Below are 17551 nucleotides of genomic sequence, written 5' to 3'. Positions count from 1 at the left end.
ATATAAAGGAGAAAACTTTCATGAAAGAACAAAATAAAAATCTTAATCAAGCTTATATTCCTACTATAGAAGAAATGCAAATTTGGTATAGAGATGATTTACGCAAGGAAGCTTTAAAATCATTGAAATATGAAAATAGTAAAAAAATAGAAGAACAGGGATCATTTTTTAAAGCTTTTAGAAGATTTGAAGAAATAGATGATAAAATTATTTTTGATTCTAAAAAAGATAATATATATTATGAAAAATATAAAGCTTATGTAGAAGAAGAAACAGCAAATATGGGCAAAAAGATACAAGAAATTGAAAATTTAATCCAATATGAAAAGTTCTTCCTCCGATTTGAAAGAAGGGTAAATAGTGAAACCAACAATTATAGTCATTATGGGAGCAATTCAGCAACAAGATATAGGGTTGATTGTATAAAAAAATTGGGAAAAGAATTAGAAACGCTTTTGGAAAGCTCTCCGGAGGCATGGGAATTTTATTATAAATGTCAATTGATAGGAGATATAGAAAATCAACATCAACAGCGTTTAGTAAATGTACCTTATGTAGCTAAAGCAAAACAAAAAGTAATAGATTCGCTAGATTTAGGTGTTCCTGTATATATTGTGGGACATTTAGGAAGTGGGAAGACACAATTAGCAATTGAGGCAGCTGTGGATTTTACTATTCAAAATAAAATCCAAAGAGAATTAGAAGACAAAATGGAGGATTGGTTTTGTAGAAATCCACATGCAACAGAAAAAGATGCTATTCAAAAATTTAGAGAATTCAATGAAGAAAGAATACTTTACTATAAAAATATTTTAACTAATGGAAGCAAAGAGGAAATAGAATTTTTACAGCCACTTTTTATATCTGGTTCACATAATTTAACTTACGAAGATATGTTTGTAGAGAAAACTTTATCCCTAGAACACAGCTTTTCTGAAGGCTCATATTCAGATTATTTAAATATGATCATAGGAGATTTTTATGAATGGATGGATGAACACAAAGAAAGGCTAGAGAAGATGACTGATGAAGAGCAGTTACAGCTTAAGATTCAAATATGGAAGAGCTTTTCTGATTTATTGGTAGCAAGTAATAGCGCCTTTGGTACTGAAATCAAAAAAATAGAAAAAGAGATTTTGATTGCAGTAAAAGAAGGCCGTCCTGTAATCGTAGACGAATTAAATACGATTGCCATGCAAAATTTAATTGCTTTGAATGATATATTGCAGCGTCATGCGGGAAGTACGGCCTATATTACAGGAGTTGGTCCTGTTTTGATTAAACCTGGATTTGGATTTATTGGTACAGGAAATTTGTCAACTCAAACGGTCAATTATGAAGGAACAAATGAGTTAAATCCAGCATTTAAATCACGTTTTGTGACTATTGAATATAATTATGTACCACAAAATATAATGGGTTCTCTAGAAGATCAAGAGTTTCCAGAAAAAAATGAACTTTTTAGAATAATACTAACACAATTGGCGGATAAAAATGGGAATATTCATATTCCTAATTCCAAGAGGACATTGGAAGAATTGTTTCGATTTTCTCAATTGTGTAGAGTTACTCAAAATGTTTTTATGGGGAATTGGAAGGACAATGAAGTGGAACTTCGAGAATCTGTATTATCAATCCGTAATATTTTGCACGTTTTAGATAATTGGAATCAAGGTGAAGAAAAAGATTTGAGTAAGGCTTTGTGGGATGGGTTCATTAGTTCAATTACTTATCCTGACGATCAAAATTATATTCTCTCACAAGCAGTGCGTTTTGGCTTTTTCTCTGAAACAGAAGGTTGGAAGATTGAGACAAAAGGTATAGGAGAAGCAAACACAACATATGATGAAATTCGTACTCGCCCATATCACTATGTTCGCCCATCAATAGAAACTTTAAGTTATTTAGATGTAGTTCATCTAATATTTGGGAAGGGAACCACTAGAAAAACTTTGCCAAAAGAATTAATGGAAGATTTTAAATATAATATTGGTGATCCATTGCCAATTGATACAAAGAAATATGAAAAACTAGACCAACAATTATCTCATTTAGAGCATTCAAAAGATTTACTTGAATACTTAGAAGATAATGGGGGAGAAGAATGAAGACAAATTTGTCAGTAGACGTAGAATATTTCAAGAATCAAGTTGAAATTCTAAGAAAAAAGTTAAATAAATGTCAAACAGATGGAATTTTAGATGAGGGTTTCGAAGAACAATTAGAAAAACTTTTCCAAATAGAAGAAGAGCTATTGACTCAATTGATTCCATATTATAGAGTTTATGTAGATAATATCAAAAAGACTTTTATGGAGGTAAATCCGACAAAACAATTGGGGGCTTTTGGATTTGATAGTTTTTTAGAAAGTATATCAAGGATCAATGAAAATCTTTTTATTGCAGCTAGTGTAGACAGAAGTGTTCAATTTTTTTATATAGATATTTGCGATGATGTCCGAATTGAAGTGGAGTGGAGTGCTCCTATCAAAGAGATAAAGGAGAGAATTTCATTCATATATAAATTAAATGATAAAGAAATTTTGCTCTTTGGAGCAATAGGAGGATGCTATTTAATTTCAAGTGATAATTTTGAGCAAATACCTGATGTCAACGGACAAATTGAAGTTAAAAAGATTGGAATGGATTCTGATTTTGATGGGTTTGGAAGATGTTTAGCAATTAATGATGATTTATTTGTAGTTGAGAATGGAGAAGAAAAGTTAAGTTTATTCGAAATAATAAAAGAAAAAGATGAATATCAATTGATATTTCATGAGGATATATATTGTAGTGTTTCAAATTGGGCTACAATGGAAAAAATAAGTGATGATTATTTTGTAGTTGGAACAAAGACGGGAAGATTATATTTTATCAAATATAGGAACAAGCAGTTTATTATTACAGAAGAAATGGATTTTCTAAATGATGAAATAAGGAAAATTAGCTTTCTAGAGAATGAAGATGGCAAAAAGGATTCTCTTATAGTGGTAGGAAACAAAGGACAGCTTAAAATATTTTCCTTATACGAAGATGAAAAAATTATAAAAATGGAGATAGATGATCTAAAGGGCAATTTGTTTGATGTTCAATCTAAAAAGGGTACAGCTGTAGTTTTAAGTGAAGATGGGATGATATACTTATTTGAGGAGAATTTTGGGAATTGGGACCTAAATGAAGAGTCTACAATCAAAGATATTTTTTTTACAAATGTCTTAAAATTAGATATTTCAAAATATCTGCTTATGGATATAGCAGGCAAATTAAAGCTATTAGACATTAATCGAATTAATACACCAAAAGACTTGTGGAATCTGCCACTGTATCAATAGGGGGTGAAGAGGCATGTTTGAATTTGATGAACAAATTTTAATCGAAGAATCCAAAAAACATTTGGAAGAATTTTTGCAAAACGAACAACGCTCATTGGCTACATTTACAGGAGATTCTAGTTTGATGTATATTCCTGATCCAAAATTAGAAAGGTTTCGATTAGATCCTTCCCAAGGGGTTTTGTACTTGCCGCTTCAAAGCTTTTTGGATGGAAATTTAGATGAAAATCAAATTATGTGGCATATCTACTATGAGCTAGCCCTATATCCTGATTGGAAAAGGCAAACTAAAAAATATCTCAGTAGAAAAAAAGATTGGCAGAAAGAAATTGATCGGATGACAATTTATATTCTAGCTAGGATAAAAAAGGAAGGGTTAGAAAAAGATCAGGCCTATCAACCCAAAATTATTTCGAATTATGTAACAAAAGAAGTCCTTGATTTTTTACATATATTAGATAAGCAAGTAGCATTCTTAAGAGTTTTGCAGATGTGTCCTATATATAGGGATGAAGAAAATTTCGAGAAAATCATTTTATATATGAAAAAAATAGATAAGACCAGTGAGTCAATTCTTGAAATGCCTAGACATAGAGCTTTTGCAAATAGCTTTTTAATTGTTGAATTATATAAAATAGAGCCTAAAATAGAAGGATGCACCCAAAGTCCCTTTGATAGAAAAATTTTCAACCAGCCTTTTTATGACTTTATTCATTATCAATTAGTTAGACAGATAAATAATGATCAGGGAATTGTAGAAAGAGATCAATTTATTCGTTCATTTATCTTTCCAGTTTTTGAACAATTGTGGAAAGAAGAAATTAATGGCATGATATTTTATAAATCAAAAGGACAGCAAAAAGAAAAACTTAAAGGAAATAAAAATCCTTTTGAACAATCTGAAGTAAATGAGGTACCAGATTCATTCGAATCTACTGGGGAAGAAGAGAAAAGAATTTTAGAAGAAATGCTAGATAAAAAAGAGGAAATAAATGCAAGTGTAAAAAATACCATGGAAGGTAAGGTGGATTTAACTCCTTATGGGATTAGTCAAACAGATCAGCAATTGTTTCAATTTTATTCAAACAAAATGAAATTGGAAAGGGAACAAATGCGTCAATTTTGGGAAAAGCTTATAGGAGATGCCAAAAAAGAAATAAATGTAAAAAAAGATGGTCAAATAAAAGGAAAATTAGATATTGATAACTTTATTGACTATTATCCAGATTTTGTGGAGGCTGAAAAAAAAGGTAATTATAAAAATCTTCCGATTTTCAACCGATATTTACTAGAGCCTCAAACAGATATATTGCCTGAAAGAATAGAGATTTCTTTTGTGATAGACAATTCAGGCTCAATGAATGAGTCAAAAATTGAGGCAGCAAGAAAAGCTTTGGCAGTGACATTGCTGTCAATAGATGATTTCAATCGGTATCTGAAAAGTAATGGAGAACAATTAAATCAAAAAGTAGAAGTTTTAAGTGAAACTTGGTTTTTTGGCAGCAAGTATTATAATGTTAAAGAGTTTAACGACAAAAGGGAGAGGGAAAAAGAAAAAAGCGATATAATTCGCTCAATTGTAAAATTGGATGCAACAGATGGAGCTACTGACGATGCAAGTTGCCTTAGGGAAATATCTAATAGCATTACATCTATACAGGAAAGTGAACTAAAAAAAGGCAAACAAATAAAGATAGTCTTTGAGATTACAGATGGAGCATCAAGTTTTCCAGGGGCAGCAAAAGAAGCTGTACAAGATTTGATATCTAAGAATGTTGAAATATATGCATTTCAAATAGGTAAAAATAGCGAAACAAATGAAAAAATATTTAATTTCGTATGGAATGAAGGATACAAACAACCACGGGGGGTAATGATCGGCGAACAAGTGGAAAAATTACCTAAAGAATTGCTAAAAGCAGTAAGAAAAAATATGCAATCTGTTTTTAACAATTGATGCGACAGCAGGGACGGTTCTCACTGATGCGACAGCAGGGACGGTTCTCACTGTCGCATTCTAATATTTTAATTTTATCTTTATTTCTATTACAAAAAACGAATAGACTTCTTGAAAAAGGATCAAGATTGAAACTTTCCTGTATAAGAACAGCCAATCCATCAAATGAAACCTTTTTTACGCCAATTACCTTTCTTAAAGAAAATAATAGTTATAATAGCTCCTATTGTCCAAGACATAAGTAGAGAAATAAAAATGGATTCAGGCCTTCCTGTAGGATATGCTTCACTTCTAGTCAAATAAGCAATACCATAGGCTATTGGAACACGAACAAGAACTGTTGTAAATAGTGAAATCCACATTGGAGTCATAGTATCACCAGCACCACGCATTACACCAGATAGACTTTGTGTTATTGCCATTGCAATATAGCCTACTGCAAGGATTCTCATCATGTGTACGCTTAAATCAACTAATTCTTTAGTGTCAGTAAAAACACCCATAAGATATTTACCGAAAATCAAAAGCAAAATAGTTATTGTAGTAGAAATTCCTACAGCAATCATAGTACCTTCCTTAGTACCTCTTTCTACTCTATCCATTTTTCTAGCTCCTATATTTTGACCAGCATATGTTGTCATAGCACTACCAAATGAGAAGTTTGGCATCATGGCAAATCCATCTACACGCATTATAATTACGTTAGCAGCTATGACCATTTCACCAAAACTATTAGTTAATGATTGTACTACAATCATTGCAAGAGAAAAAATAGCTTGTGTTAATCCTGATGGTAAACCAAGTTTTATTAGTCTATGAGAATATTCCTTATTTAGTTTCAACATTTTCAGATTTAAATCAAAACTATTTTTAGATTTCATTAATTTTATAATGGATAGAATAGCTGAAAAACCTTGTGCAATAATAGTTGCAAATGCAACTCCAGGAACGCCCATATTAAACTTAGCAACAAAGATAATATCAAGTACTACATTTAAAGCAGTAGAAATCAGTAAAAAAATAAGAGCTGAGATTGAATCCCCAAGTCCTCTTAAAACTCCAGATAATATATTAAAATAAGCAAATCCTGCAATTCCAATAAAAAAAATGGTTAAATAGTCTGTGCACCAATCTATAATAGATTTTGGTGTCTTAAGAAGTGAAAGTAATGGACGAGCAATAATTGGTCCAATAATCATAATTGCTATTGAGGCTATAGCTGTCAGTGATAAACAGACACCAATAGTGTGGGATAGTTTTTCTCGATCTTTAGCCCCAAAATATTGAGCTACCATTATACTAGCTCCTACAGAAATTCCTACAAATAGTACTAGCAAAAGATTTAATATTGGAGAAGCGCTACCAACTGCAGCAAGGGCGTTGTCACCAACATATCTCCCTACGATAATTGAATCAGCAGTATTATATAATTGCTGAGCAACATTTCCTATTAACATAGGTATTGCAAATTCTATTATTCGCTTCCAGGGAGGACCTTCTGTAAGATCCTTCGGGGCGAATAATTCTTTTAAATTTCCCATATTTGTCCCTCCGAAAATTAAGATATATTTAAAATTATATCATAATTTTAAATAGTTGAGATAGTTTTTTTAGAGTTGTGGACAAATTATACTGTACAGATAAAGTTGTTGTAATTAAATTGTAAATTATTTTTCCTGTTTTCCTGTTAGAATGGATAATAATACATGATAAAAAGGAGAGGGAGAAACTAATTATGAAAAAACTATCTAATATTTTATTAATCATTTTAATTCTCTTAGTAGCTTTAACAGCTTGCTCTAATCAACCAATAAATAAAAAAGAAGAGTACAAAAAGAGTTTAACATATTCAAATTTGGCAGATTCAACAAGTCAAGATGAGGTAAAAAAAGCTATGGAATCAGCTGGAATTGCACCGGAAAACATTGATTCTTTCTTTAAAAAAGTTAATAATTATAATAATACAATTGAGGGAAAAAGTTTGGTGAAAGATGGATTTGAAACTATCCATAATCTTGAACCAGAGTATGATCAGGTAGCAATACAGGAAATGTGGGATGCTAAAAACCCTGAATTTGTTGGTTATAATTGTAGAATGACATCTTTTGATTTAATGAAAGATATGATTTTTATTGGCAAACCAAATACTGAAAATACTAGTCACTTATTCATGGATAAAGATGCTTTAGAGAATAGTCCGGAAAAGATTTTTAATCAAGTTGAAGAAGAACAATTTAAAAGTTTATTCTCTTTTATTCCAACAGAAAATACAAAAGATATATCTGTTCATCTTAATAAGGTAAAGGATGATTGGCAGAGTAAAGATATTAAATTTTTAAATAGTGATAAGGTTTCTCTTATTTCTGTTTTCTTCCATTTTGAAGAAGATAGTTATTTGTTTATTGGGCATGCAGGTGTTTTAATTCCAACTGAAGATGGAAAACTATTATTCCTTGAAAAGTTATCTTTTCAGGAACCTTATCAAGCAATTAAGTTTGACAATCGTATAGAACTTAATGATTATCTTATGAACAAGTACGATGTATCTTGGGGTCAGCCAACTGCAAAGCCGTTTATTATGGAGAATGATGAACTTTTAGAAGGATACAGGGAAAATCCGAACAATCCAGAAGATAATTAATTATAATAAAAATGGTAGGAAAAGAGGATAACATTATGATCAAAAGTTAGTGTCGGGGGCAAATATGTATAATGGAGTTATAGGTTTAAAAAAAGAGCCTAATATTTTAGAGCTGAAAGATGGGAAATATTTATATTTAATATGCAATAAAATGAAGAATTTAATTAGACTTTGTGACAGCAGGGACGACGGTTCTTACTGTCGCATCCCTGTTATCACACTTTAATTTTAGTCTTGAAGATATTTTTCAAATTTTTAAACTGTGTTAATACTTTTCTCTAACAGTAAGTTCTTCTGTAACTGTAAATCCAAATCCATCGTCACGGATTCTCTTAACTGTTTCCTTTACAAATTTATCTGCATCTTCAATAGCTTCTTCAGCTACCATAATACCTTTTTTATTTATTTCACCTTTACCTAACATTTCAGTAGCGATGATTAATGGTATTGCTGTAAGTGGAGCCATGTTTCCTGCTACTCTTCCTATATAAGACATATCTTTACCATCTTTTTTGCCATGTAGCTCTGTGGCTGCACATGCAGTAACTCCCTTTAAGAATTCCTTAAGTTCTTCTTCTGTCATTGATGGTTGGCTTGCTTTTTGTGCTAATAATACAGCTAGTGCAAAGTCACGTGGTGATACAGGATTTCCATTGATATTAAGTTGGTGAGTAGATGTAAGACCTGCTAAGCTAAGTTCTCTAAAGCCTTCGTATGCTGAAAATGGTTCAAGGCTGAACCTTACAGATACGTTTTGAATTCCTGGTGAGTATTTAGGGAATGTAAATACCTCAGGATGACCTATTCTAGTGACTTTACGAACACCATAAGGTTCTCCAAAGTCAAAATCCCATTCTTCACGGAATGAAGGTTCATTTAATTTTTTCCCATCTTTAATATATGGAGCATTGTGTATACATTCTAACATATGTCCAAGCACTGCAGGACCACCTGGTTCTTTTTCATCACATGCAAAGTAGAATATAGCTTCGTCTAGTGAATCAAAATAACGTTGTTCTGCACTACATGCTAGTACTGATAAAAATCCTGGACTTGCGCCAAGACCCATTATCATGCTAAGACCTTTTTCCTCAGCTTTTTTTGGTAAGTCTGATTCAAATATTTTATTGAATGCTTCAATATCATCGCAGAAGTCAACATAGTGCTTACCAGCCTTTATTGTAGTTTCAATAATTTTATAGGCAAGAAGATGATAAGGGCCTGTACAGTTAGCAACTACATCACAATCTTTTATAAGTTCATATAATGCTTCTTCGTCAGAAACATCAACTTCTGCTGCTTTCACTATTGGTGAGTTGAGTTTTTCTACAATTTTCTTATTTTTTTCAATATTACGAGATGAAATTATTACCTCGTCGAAAATGCTACCATGATTGATTAAATCCTTAATTCCATAAAGTGCTTGAGAACCTGCGCCACCTAATACGACTAGTTTCATAATAATCCCCCTTATTTATTTTGATATATTTTACTACTAATTGCTTGTTAATATTATATCACCAACAATTGTAAAAGTCTATAAATTGCAAACAATTTTCACTCATTTATGACAATTTTAATCACAAGAATAATTCGAAGCCTTTTAAATCTAAGACATACATACATCTATATTTGACATTTATCTAATTTAGGGATATAATAAAAGAAATATGAAAAATATAATTATGAGGGGTAGGATAATGAAATTAATTGTTGAGAATAAACCCAATATCTATTGGGAAGCAAATGCTATTGTAAGAGAAATTTTAAATCGTGAAAAAGGAGAGCCTGTACATATCATTGAAAACAAGGATCGTTTTATATTATCTGAAGATGAAATCAATGAAAAATACAGCGATTTGATTAAGTTTTATGTAAAGATTTTTGATGAATCAATAGATGTTTTAAAAGGTTATCCAGAATGGAAAGAATTATTCAGCATCCAATCAAACCAAGAGGATTACGGATTTTTTGAATCGGTGACTAGGTTTACCAATGCAAAGGAAGTGGATGAACTATCGAAAACAGAATTTTTTAATGCTTGTTATTATCATCTTCAAAACATAAATGCCGAAGCAGAACAAGTAGATTTAGATGACATGGAAGAGACTAGAAAAGCTCTTGAAGAAGTGAAGGATAGAGCATTTGATGCAGAATATTATATAGGAAAAATTATGGCTTCTGAGTTAGATAATGATGAAAAAATTAAAATGATGGATTTGTTTCAACATGCAGATGAAAGATTTTCTGCTTATGTTGAACTTATTCAAAGAATCGAAAAAATTTATTTGAAATATTATAGTGACGTAGAGCATTATGTTAAATCCAAAGTAGAATTGTTTTCTTCTTCAGGAAAAGATGATGTCAAAGACACCCCAATTGCAAATTATATAGATGCTGAACGTTGGAATTTTCCAAGTGATGAGTCTATCCATTTATATTTTTCAATCATAAATAAAGGTACATTAGGAATGACAATTATTATGGATGAATCCATAAGACCAAATATGATTTTTGGTATTCTATTTGAAGAACTTACGGAGTTACTTAACAAGGAAAAACATGATGCGGAACTTTTCGTTGAACAAATGAAGGCTTTGGGAGAAGAAAATCGATTTAATATTATGAAACTGTTAAGTCAAAAACCACACTATTTAAAAGAGATTGCTTGTACTGTAGGTCTTACTTCCGCTACAGTGTCACATCATATGGAACAATTAATTAAGGCACAGCTAGTTTATATGACTACTAAAGGACGAAAAGTTTATTATCATGTGAATGATAAAAAAATTGAAAAGTTGGGAGAATTATTTGACCAATGGGAAAAGGGGTGTAAAAAATGAGATATATTCAAGCTGCATCTAAGAAAAAAACCATCCAACGGATGGTTGAACCTATCACCAAAGAGATTTGGTGGAGTATGATTTTACATGGAATATCAGGCGGTTTGATTCCTGTATTATCTGTTTTTTCTATGGAATGGATTACGAGTAGAATTTTAAAAAGCAATGTGGAAATTGGAGAAGTGATAAAAATTATCGCCCTTGTATCTTTGGGTGGTTTTTGTTTAGAAATCATTAAAACACAGACTGAAAGACGGACATATAATAAAATTAACTTGATTCGAATGAATTTTTTGAAGAAATTGATGCATAAGACAATGACTATGGATTTGAAGTATTATGAAAACCCAGAATTTGCAGATGAGATGGAATCTTGTATAATTGCTGTTCAAAGTAATACCAATGGAATTGAAGGGATTTATCATATGGTTTATCTATTGGGTGCAAAATTACTTGGTGCAATTTTACTTGCCATTATTTTAGCTCGAATTAATTTTTGGATTGTAGTAGTAATTTTTTTATCTGTATTGTTTACATTTTGGACATTGACAAAGATATCGGATGCACGTTACCAAAGAAAAGAAGAGCTAAATCAAGCAGAAAGAAGAAATTTTGGCTATGGGCATCTAACTACAGATTTTAGTTATGGAAAAGATATTCGAATTTATAATTTTCAAGATCGTTTTTTACAAAGTTATGAAAATGAAATCCAAAACCTAGAAGGTATCTATAGAGATTTGTTTTTAATTGAAAGAAGATTTTCATTATTGTCCATTTTAGGATTGGTATTTGCCGATCTATTTGCTTACTATATATTAACGACCAATGGTATGTTGACATTTCAAGTTTCAGAATTCGTTATGTATTTAACTGCAACTAGTATATTTTCACTTATGATGAACGAGATTACAGAGGACTTTGCAAATGTACATAGAGAATTTGCCTATTGTAAAGATACAATTGGTTTTTTGGATATGAATTTCATTACAGATGAATCAGATAAAAGCTATGCACCTGGTACACCAATATCGGTGGAATTTGAACATGTTTCTTTTAAATATCCAAATTCTAAAAAATATGTTTTTGAAGATTTATCATTTAAGATTGAACCTTCAGAAAAGCTTGCACTAGTAGGTGTTAATGGAGCTGGGAAAACCACAATTGTGAAATTGCTTACGGGACTTTATCGTCCGACTTCAGGCAGAATCCTTATTAATGATATTGATTATACGCAGTTTAGTATTGAGGATTTACATGAATTGTTTGGCGTGGTTTTTCAAGATATTGAGCCATTGGCTGTGACGATTAAGGAAAATGTAGCTGCTAGTTCTAAAGATATTGATGGGAAAAGGGTAGAAATGGCTTTAAGACAAGTTGGACTTTGGGATAAAATTAGCCAGTATGAAAAGGGAATAGATCAAATGCTATTAAAGATTATTAATGAAGATGGTGCCGTTTTGTCAGGTGGAGAAAATCAAAAACTTATGATTGCAAGGGCACTTTATAGAAAAGGAACACAAATGATGATTATGGATGAACCTACAGCAGCATTGGATGCACTTGCCGAAGAAAAGATTTATCGTGAATTTGATCAAATTATGCAAGGAAAAACCTCATTATTTATTTCTCATAGATTAGCAAGTACTCTTTTTTGTGATCGAATACTACTATTAGATGGCGGAAAAGTGTTAGAAGAAGGAACTCATGATGAATTGTTGAATTATGATGGACTTTATGCTCATATGTTTAAAACTCAAGGAAAGTATTATCAGGAGGTGGAGAAAAATGAAAAACAGGCAAGTGTTGAAAGTATTTAATAAAACTATAAAAGAAATTATGCCTTCCATATATTTGTGGTTGTTTATTGGGGCTATTGCAAGTGCACTAAATACTTTGTTGACCATAATGATACCCAAATTGCTTATAGATGCAGTTATGAAGAAGGTTACTATTTCCTATCTCTTGAAAATGCTATTAGTTATAGGAGTATCAAAATATGTATTATTAGAAACAAATAAATGGATTGTGATCAAACAAAACAATCAAAAAGGAATCTTAAATCAGAGGACTATGAAAAGATTTGCAAAAAAAATAACTGCTATTGATTATAGTTATTTGGAAGATCCAGACATATTGGATTTAAAGGAACGAGCTACTTTTGCTGTCCAGTCATATGGTGCATTAGAGGTTATTGTAAATTCAATGATTAAATTTTTAACTGCAGTATTTACTCTAGTTGGAATTAGTGGAATTATAATTCAATTTAATTATCTATTTTTGCTAATTATCTTTGTATTATCAGCACTTAGTTTAGTATTTAGTTATAGAATAGTTATTGAAACTCAAAAATCAACACAATTAGTTATTCCTATAAATCGTAAATATAATTATTATGTTGGGCAATGTTTGAATGGTTCTCAGCAAAATGATTTTAGAATCTATAATATGAGTGATATGATGGTTGATAAAATTGCAGATTTAAATATGGAATCTATGAGATGGTTTGATAAACTTTATATTAAAATTGCAAATATATTATCAATCCAAAGTTTGCTCAATCACTTAACACAATTTGTAACTTTTACCTATGGAGCAATTCGTGTACTTTCCACGCAATTTGGGACTAAAATCACGATAGGAGAATTTACACTTTTGGTAGGAGCAAGTCAGCAATTTTCCACTGCATTTATGTTTGCAGTTGAAAGCTATTTCAAATTTATTGAATCCCTAAATTATTTAGAGCCTTTTGCTCAATTTATGGCTTTGCCTGAAAGTGAAGAAAAGCATGGTGAGATTGTACCTGAAAGTTTTGAAACATTGGAATTTCACAATATATCCTTTTCTTATCCAAAAAGTGAAAAAAAGATTTTAAATAACATTAGTTTTAGTATTCATAAAGGCGAGAAGATATCAATTGTGGGATTAAATAATGCAGGAAAAAGTACTATTGTAAAACTAATTTGCCGTTTTTATCGACCTGATGAAGGGGAGATACTTTATAATGGCAGAAACATAGAGGAGTATGATTATGATGAGTATATGAAAATACTTGCGGTTGTTTTCCAAGATTATAAGCTGTTTCCATTTACTATAAGAGAAAATATAGTAGCAGGAAGGACCAATGTGTCCGATGAAGAAATTTGGCAGGTATTAGAGGAAACCAATATCAAAGCTGCTATTTGTGAGTTGCCAAAAGGGTTGGATACTTATTTGGATAAACATATACATGAAGATGGCACAGATTTTTCTGGAGGGCAACGTCAAAAACTTGCAATTGCAAGGTCTGTAGTAAAGCAAGGTGAACTTGTTATATTAGATGAACCAACTGCTGCTTTGGACCCATTGGCAGAAAGTGAAATTTATGAGGACTTCCATCGCTTAGTGCGAGGGCGAACCGCTATTTTTATATCTCATAGGATGAGTTCTTCAGTTTTCTGTGACAAAATATTGTTGTTGCAAGATGGAGAGATAAAAGCTTTTGATAGTCATACCAATTTGATGAAACAAAACAATCTTTATAGTGAATTATTTACAACCCAAGCTAAAAATTATCAACTGCAAATCATATAGAAATGCGACAGCGGGGACGGTTCTCGCTGTCGCAAAATGCTTCAAATGGAAGCTTTTTTTATTTCGCTTTTTCTAATTCTTTCATGATTTCCTTATAAATTTCAATATAATCGTAAGGAACAGGTTCTTCTTCCTCTTCTTCTTCGTCTCCAAGATCTCCACCTTGTATATATTTAACGAGTTTTCCTTCATCATTCATAAAGAAAATTGATGGAAGGTATTTCAATTCTGTTTCAGCAATTTCACTGATATGGTCCCAAGCTTCTTTTGTCATACCTACTGTGTAGAATGGATAATCAGTTAATTCTTTTTCTGGATTAGGTGATTTTTTCTGATAATTTCTTAGAAGATCTGCTTTATAATAATCTTGATGGTCATGTACCATTGCTATAATTTGTGCGTCTATTCCGTTATTGTCAATGTATTCTTGGAAAGGAATCAATCCTTCAAGATTGAATATAGTCCATGGGCACCATGGAGCGCCAGCAAAAACTAATGTGATTTTCTTTTCTTTGACTTTTGCATCAAAAGCTTCTTTGTTAAATTCTTCCACATCATTTTTCTCGAAACTTATAAGAGTGTCTCCGGTTTCATAAATATTTCTAACATAGAATTTTTTCCCTAATGCTTTTTTTAAGGAAGAGATGGAGCAATATGTTTCTCCGTCAACATTAAAAGCACCTAAATTAACTTCTTTTCCATCTACTAGTACTTTGTGTGATGAAGGCTTAATATTAGCGTTTGTTAAATCAATTTTTCTTTTATCAAAATCAATTTGTTCATATGTAGCTCCAGTTGTAATAATAATAGTCTTTTCCTTCGTATCAAAATCAACATTAAATTTGGCTTCTGTGTCTTTTAATGCGAAAGCCATGTCTCTAAGTCTAACTCTAGTAATGGTGTAGGGTCCATCTTCATCTTCAAGATTTAAGACAATTCTACGAATAGGCATAATTTCTCCTGCATCATTCAATGTAACCTTTTCATCAAAAGATGCTGTAGGTGATTTTGTATCCCCTTCTGCAAAAGCCCCCATTGAGAATACTGATAGCAACATGCTTGTCATTAGTATTGCTGCTAGTTTTCTTTTCATATCAAATCCCCCTTTTTATAAAAACATTTAAGTACATACTAATATACTATCACTTTGTCTAGTAAAAATCAAAGAATATAGAGAATTTTCAGATTTTATATTGGAGCCTATAGCCTTCGGCCGGATTAATTTGATATAATATTGATTTAGAATTACTTGTGTGAATGTTTAGCAAATATTATGAAAGTAAAGGTGACAAAGATGCATATGGTAGAAGTTAAAGGGATTTTATCTAGTAAAAATGGGATGAATTTGTATCGTGGTTGTTCTCACGGATGCATTTATTGTGATTCACGAAGTAGATGTTATCAAATGCAACACGATTTTGAAGATATAGAGGTCAAGAGAAATGCCATAGAGTTGTTGGAGGATGCTTTAAAACGAAAACGTGAAAAGTGCATGATTAGTACAGGTGCTATGACTGATCCATATATTCCATTGGAAATACAATTACAACACACTAGGAAGTGTCTACAACTTATTGAGAAATATAACTTCGGATTAGCTATACAGACCAAATCTAATAGAATACTTAGAGATTTAGATGTTTTAAAGTGTATTAATGAAAAGACTAAATGTGTTGTACAAATGACATTGACCACATTTGATGAGGATTCATGCCGATTAATAGAGCCAAATGTATCTACTACAAAGGAGCGATTTGAAGTATTAAAAGTAATGAAGGAAAATGGAATTCCTACAGTAGTTTGGATATCTCCGATTTTACCCTTTATAAATGATACGGCGGAAAATATAAATGGAATTTTAAATTATTGCGAGGAGGCTGGGGTAAAGGGCATCATCTGTTTTGGTATGGGGCTGACATTGCGCAATGGAAATAGAGAATATTTTTACAGAGCTTTAGACGAGAAATTTCCTGGATTAAAGGAACGGTACATACAATCTTATGGAAATATGTACGATATTAGGAGCAAAAACAATCAAGAATTGATGGAGTTATTTTATAGAAGATGTAAGCAAAATGGAATACTATACGATCCAAATGTTGTTTTTAGCTACCTTAATACATTTGAACAGAAAAATTCAACTCGACAGATTAGTATTTTTGATTTATAAGATATAGTGAGATATGAAATTTTCAATTTAAGCATTGACAGTTTTTATATAATGTGTTAACATATCCTACAATTACAAAGTGAGTGTATCTAGGGCATGATTGAAGTGGAGCTGTGCTTAAGCGGTACAGGGAAAGTTTCTTGTACATAGAAATTTCCTACACGCAGATTAAAATTTAAACCTGCGGAGTCACTATTTAAAAAGTGATTCCGTGGTTTTTTTATATATAAATATATGGTAAGAAAGAATAGCAAAGGAGGGATCGATTTGTTAAAAAAGGAGTTTCCAATATTAGAATTCGATGATACGAAAGAAGCGGTTATTGAACCTCATAATATAATAAAAAAATTAGATATACCAGAGTATGGGGTAATGTGTTTTTTTAATGATGTTTTACAGGAATTAAAGAATCAGGGTAAATTAAAGCCTATAGCTTTTTTAAAATCTGAAATGGGAGAAAATCCTATTTATGAATTAGAATTTGAAGGGAATAAAGTTATTGTTTTTAATCCAGGAGTAGGGGCACCAATGGCTGCTGCAGTGTTAGAAGATGCAATAGCAATGGGTATGAATAAATTTATTGTCTGTGGTGGTGCTGGGGTTCTAAATAGAGAAATTGCAGTTGGACACGTTGTGATACCAGTTTTAGCAGTAAGAGATGAAGGTGTGTCGTATCATTATCTTCCACCAAGCAGGGAAGTGGAAGCTAACAAAGAGGCGGTAGAAGTGATAAAAGAAGTTTTAGGAAGCCATAAGTGTAAGTATTTAATATCAAAGACTTGGACAACAGATGCCTTTTATAGAGAAACACCACAAAAGATAAAATTGAGAAAAGAAGAAGGATGTGTAACCGTTGAAATGGAGGCAGCGGCTTTCTTTGCGGTGGCAAAATTTAGAGGTATAAAGTTTGGGCAAATTTTATATGGTGGAGATGATGTAAGTTGTGAAGAATGGGATTCAAGAAATTGGAATGCAAGAAGTGACATAAGAAAAAACTTATTTTGGTTTGCTGTAGAATCGTGTTTGAAACTATAAAAAG

13 protein-coding genes are annotated in these 17551 nt (G+C 31.5%); 9 read left to right on the top strand and 4 right to left on the bottom strand.

What is annotated here, in order from left to right:
• The first annotated feature begins 20 nt into the window (after positions 1–20).
• The 3 genes from BUA21_RS00465 to BUA21_RS00455 are packed head-to-tail and all read left to right on the top strand — an operon-like array spanning position 21 to position 5288.
• A complete protein-coding gene (locus tag BUA21_RS00465; protein ID WP_072742570.1) occupies positions 21–2108 on the top strand; it encodes a P-loop NTPase family protein in 2088 nt (695 codons plus the stop codon).
• Complete coding sequence (locus BUA21_RS00460) at positions 2105–3331, top strand: hypothetical protein (RefSeq protein ID WP_072742569.1); 1227 nt, start codon at positions 2105–2107, stop codon at positions 3329–3331. The genes BUA21_RS00465 and BUA21_RS00460 overlap by 4 nt, the downstream gene beginning before the upstream one ends.
• A 13-nt stretch (positions 3332–3344) precedes the next feature.
• The gene (locus tag BUA21_RS00455; RefSeq protein ID WP_072742568.1) at positions 3345–5288 is read left to right on the top strand and encodes a vWA domain-containing protein; all 1944 of its coding nucleotides are present in this window, start codon (positions 3345–3347) and stop codon (positions 5286–5288) included.
• On the opposite strand, the gene tnpB is transcribed toward BUA21_RS00455, so the two are convergent.
• Positions 5278–5445: an IS66 family insertion sequence element accessory protein TnpB gene (tnpB, locus tag BUA21_RS15310; RefSeq protein ID WP_159429079.1), complete on the bottom strand. Its 168-nt coding sequence runs from the start codon at positions 5443–5445 to the stop codon at positions 5278–5280. The genes BUA21_RS00455 and tnpB overlap by 11 nt on opposite strands.
• A 4-nt stretch (positions 5446–5449) precedes the next feature.
• Positions 5450–6829, bottom strand: a complete 1380-nt coding sequence (locus tag BUA21_RS00445) for an MATE family efflux transporter (RefSeq protein WP_072742567.1) — start codon at positions 6827–6829, stop codon at positions 5450–5452.
• A 194-nt stretch (positions 6830–7023) separates the two neighbouring features.
• Here BUA21_RS00445 and BUA21_RS00440 point away from each other — a divergent pair, with 194 nt between their 5' ends.
• Entirely contained in the window at positions 7024–7929 is a 906-nt protein-coding gene (locus BUA21_RS00440) for a DUF4300 family protein (protein WP_072742566.1), read from the top strand.
• A gap of 265 nt (positions 7930–8194) precedes the next feature.
• On the opposite strand, the gene BUA21_RS00435 is transcribed toward BUA21_RS00440, so the two are convergent.
• Positions 8195–9388, bottom strand: coding sequence for a saccharopine dehydrogenase family protein (locus BUA21_RS00435; protein ID WP_072742565.1), 1194 nt, complete (start codon positions 9386–9388; stop codon positions 8195–8197).
• A 241-nt stretch (positions 9389–9629) separates the two neighbouring features.
• Here BUA21_RS00435 and BUA21_RS00430 point away from each other — a divergent pair, with 241 nt between their 5' ends.
• From BUA21_RS00430 to BUA21_RS00420, 3 genes are read left to right on the top strand one after another with little or no spacing between them, the layout of a single operon-like run.
• Complete coding sequence (locus tag BUA21_RS00430; RefSeq protein WP_072742564.1) at positions 9630–10772, top strand: ArsR/SmtB family transcription factor; 1143 nt, start codon at positions 9630–9632, stop codon at positions 10770–10772.
• A complete protein-coding gene (locus BUA21_RS00425) occupies positions 10769–12589 on the top strand; it encodes an ABC transporter ATP-binding protein (RefSeq protein ID WP_072742563.1) in 1821 nt (606 codons plus the stop codon). The genes BUA21_RS00430 and BUA21_RS00425 overlap by 4 nt, the downstream gene beginning before the upstream one ends.
• A complete protein-coding gene (locus BUA21_RS00420) occupies positions 12558–14342 on the top strand; it encodes an ABC transporter ATP-binding protein (RefSeq protein WP_072742562.1) in 1785 nt (594 codons plus the stop codon). Before BUA21_RS00425 ends, BUA21_RS00420 begins: the two co-directional genes overlap by 32 nt.
• A 58-nt stretch (positions 14343–14400) precedes the next feature.
• Here the strand turns inward: BUA21_RS00420 and BUA21_RS00415 are convergent, their stop codons facing one another.
• Positions 14401–15435 carry a hypothetical protein gene (locus BUA21_RS00415; RefSeq protein ID WP_072742561.1) on the bottom strand — a complete coding sequence of 345 codons (1035 nt, stop codon included), beginning with the start codon at positions 15433–15435 and terminating at the stop codon, positions 14401–14403.
• 180 nt (positions 15436–15615) lie between these two features.
• Here BUA21_RS00415 and BUA21_RS00410 point away from each other — a divergent pair, with 180 nt between their 5' ends.
• Together BUA21_RS00410 and BUA21_RS00405 are read left to right on the top strand one after the other, a co-directional pair.
• Complete coding sequence (locus BUA21_RS00410; RefSeq protein WP_233242562.1) at positions 15616–16512, top strand: SPL family radical SAM protein; 897 nt, start codon at positions 15616–15618, stop codon at positions 16510–16512.
• Positions 16513–16779: 267 nt separating this feature from the next.
• A complete protein-coding gene (locus tag BUA21_RS00405) occupies positions 16780–17547 on the top strand; it encodes a nucleoside phosphorylase (protein WP_200796483.1) in 768 nt (255 codons plus the stop codon).
• The last annotated feature ends 4 nt before the right edge of the window (positions 17548–17551 follow it).

The sequence above is a fragment of the Sporanaerobacter acetigenes DSM 13106 genome, from assembly GCF_900130025.1.
Taxonomy (GTDB): Bacteria; Bacillota; Clostridia; order Tissierellales; family Sporanaerobacteraceae; genus Sporanaerobacter; species Sporanaerobacter acetigenes.
Note: the sequence above shows the minus strand (reverse complement) of the source record. Positions and strands in the feature narration are given on the sequence as shown.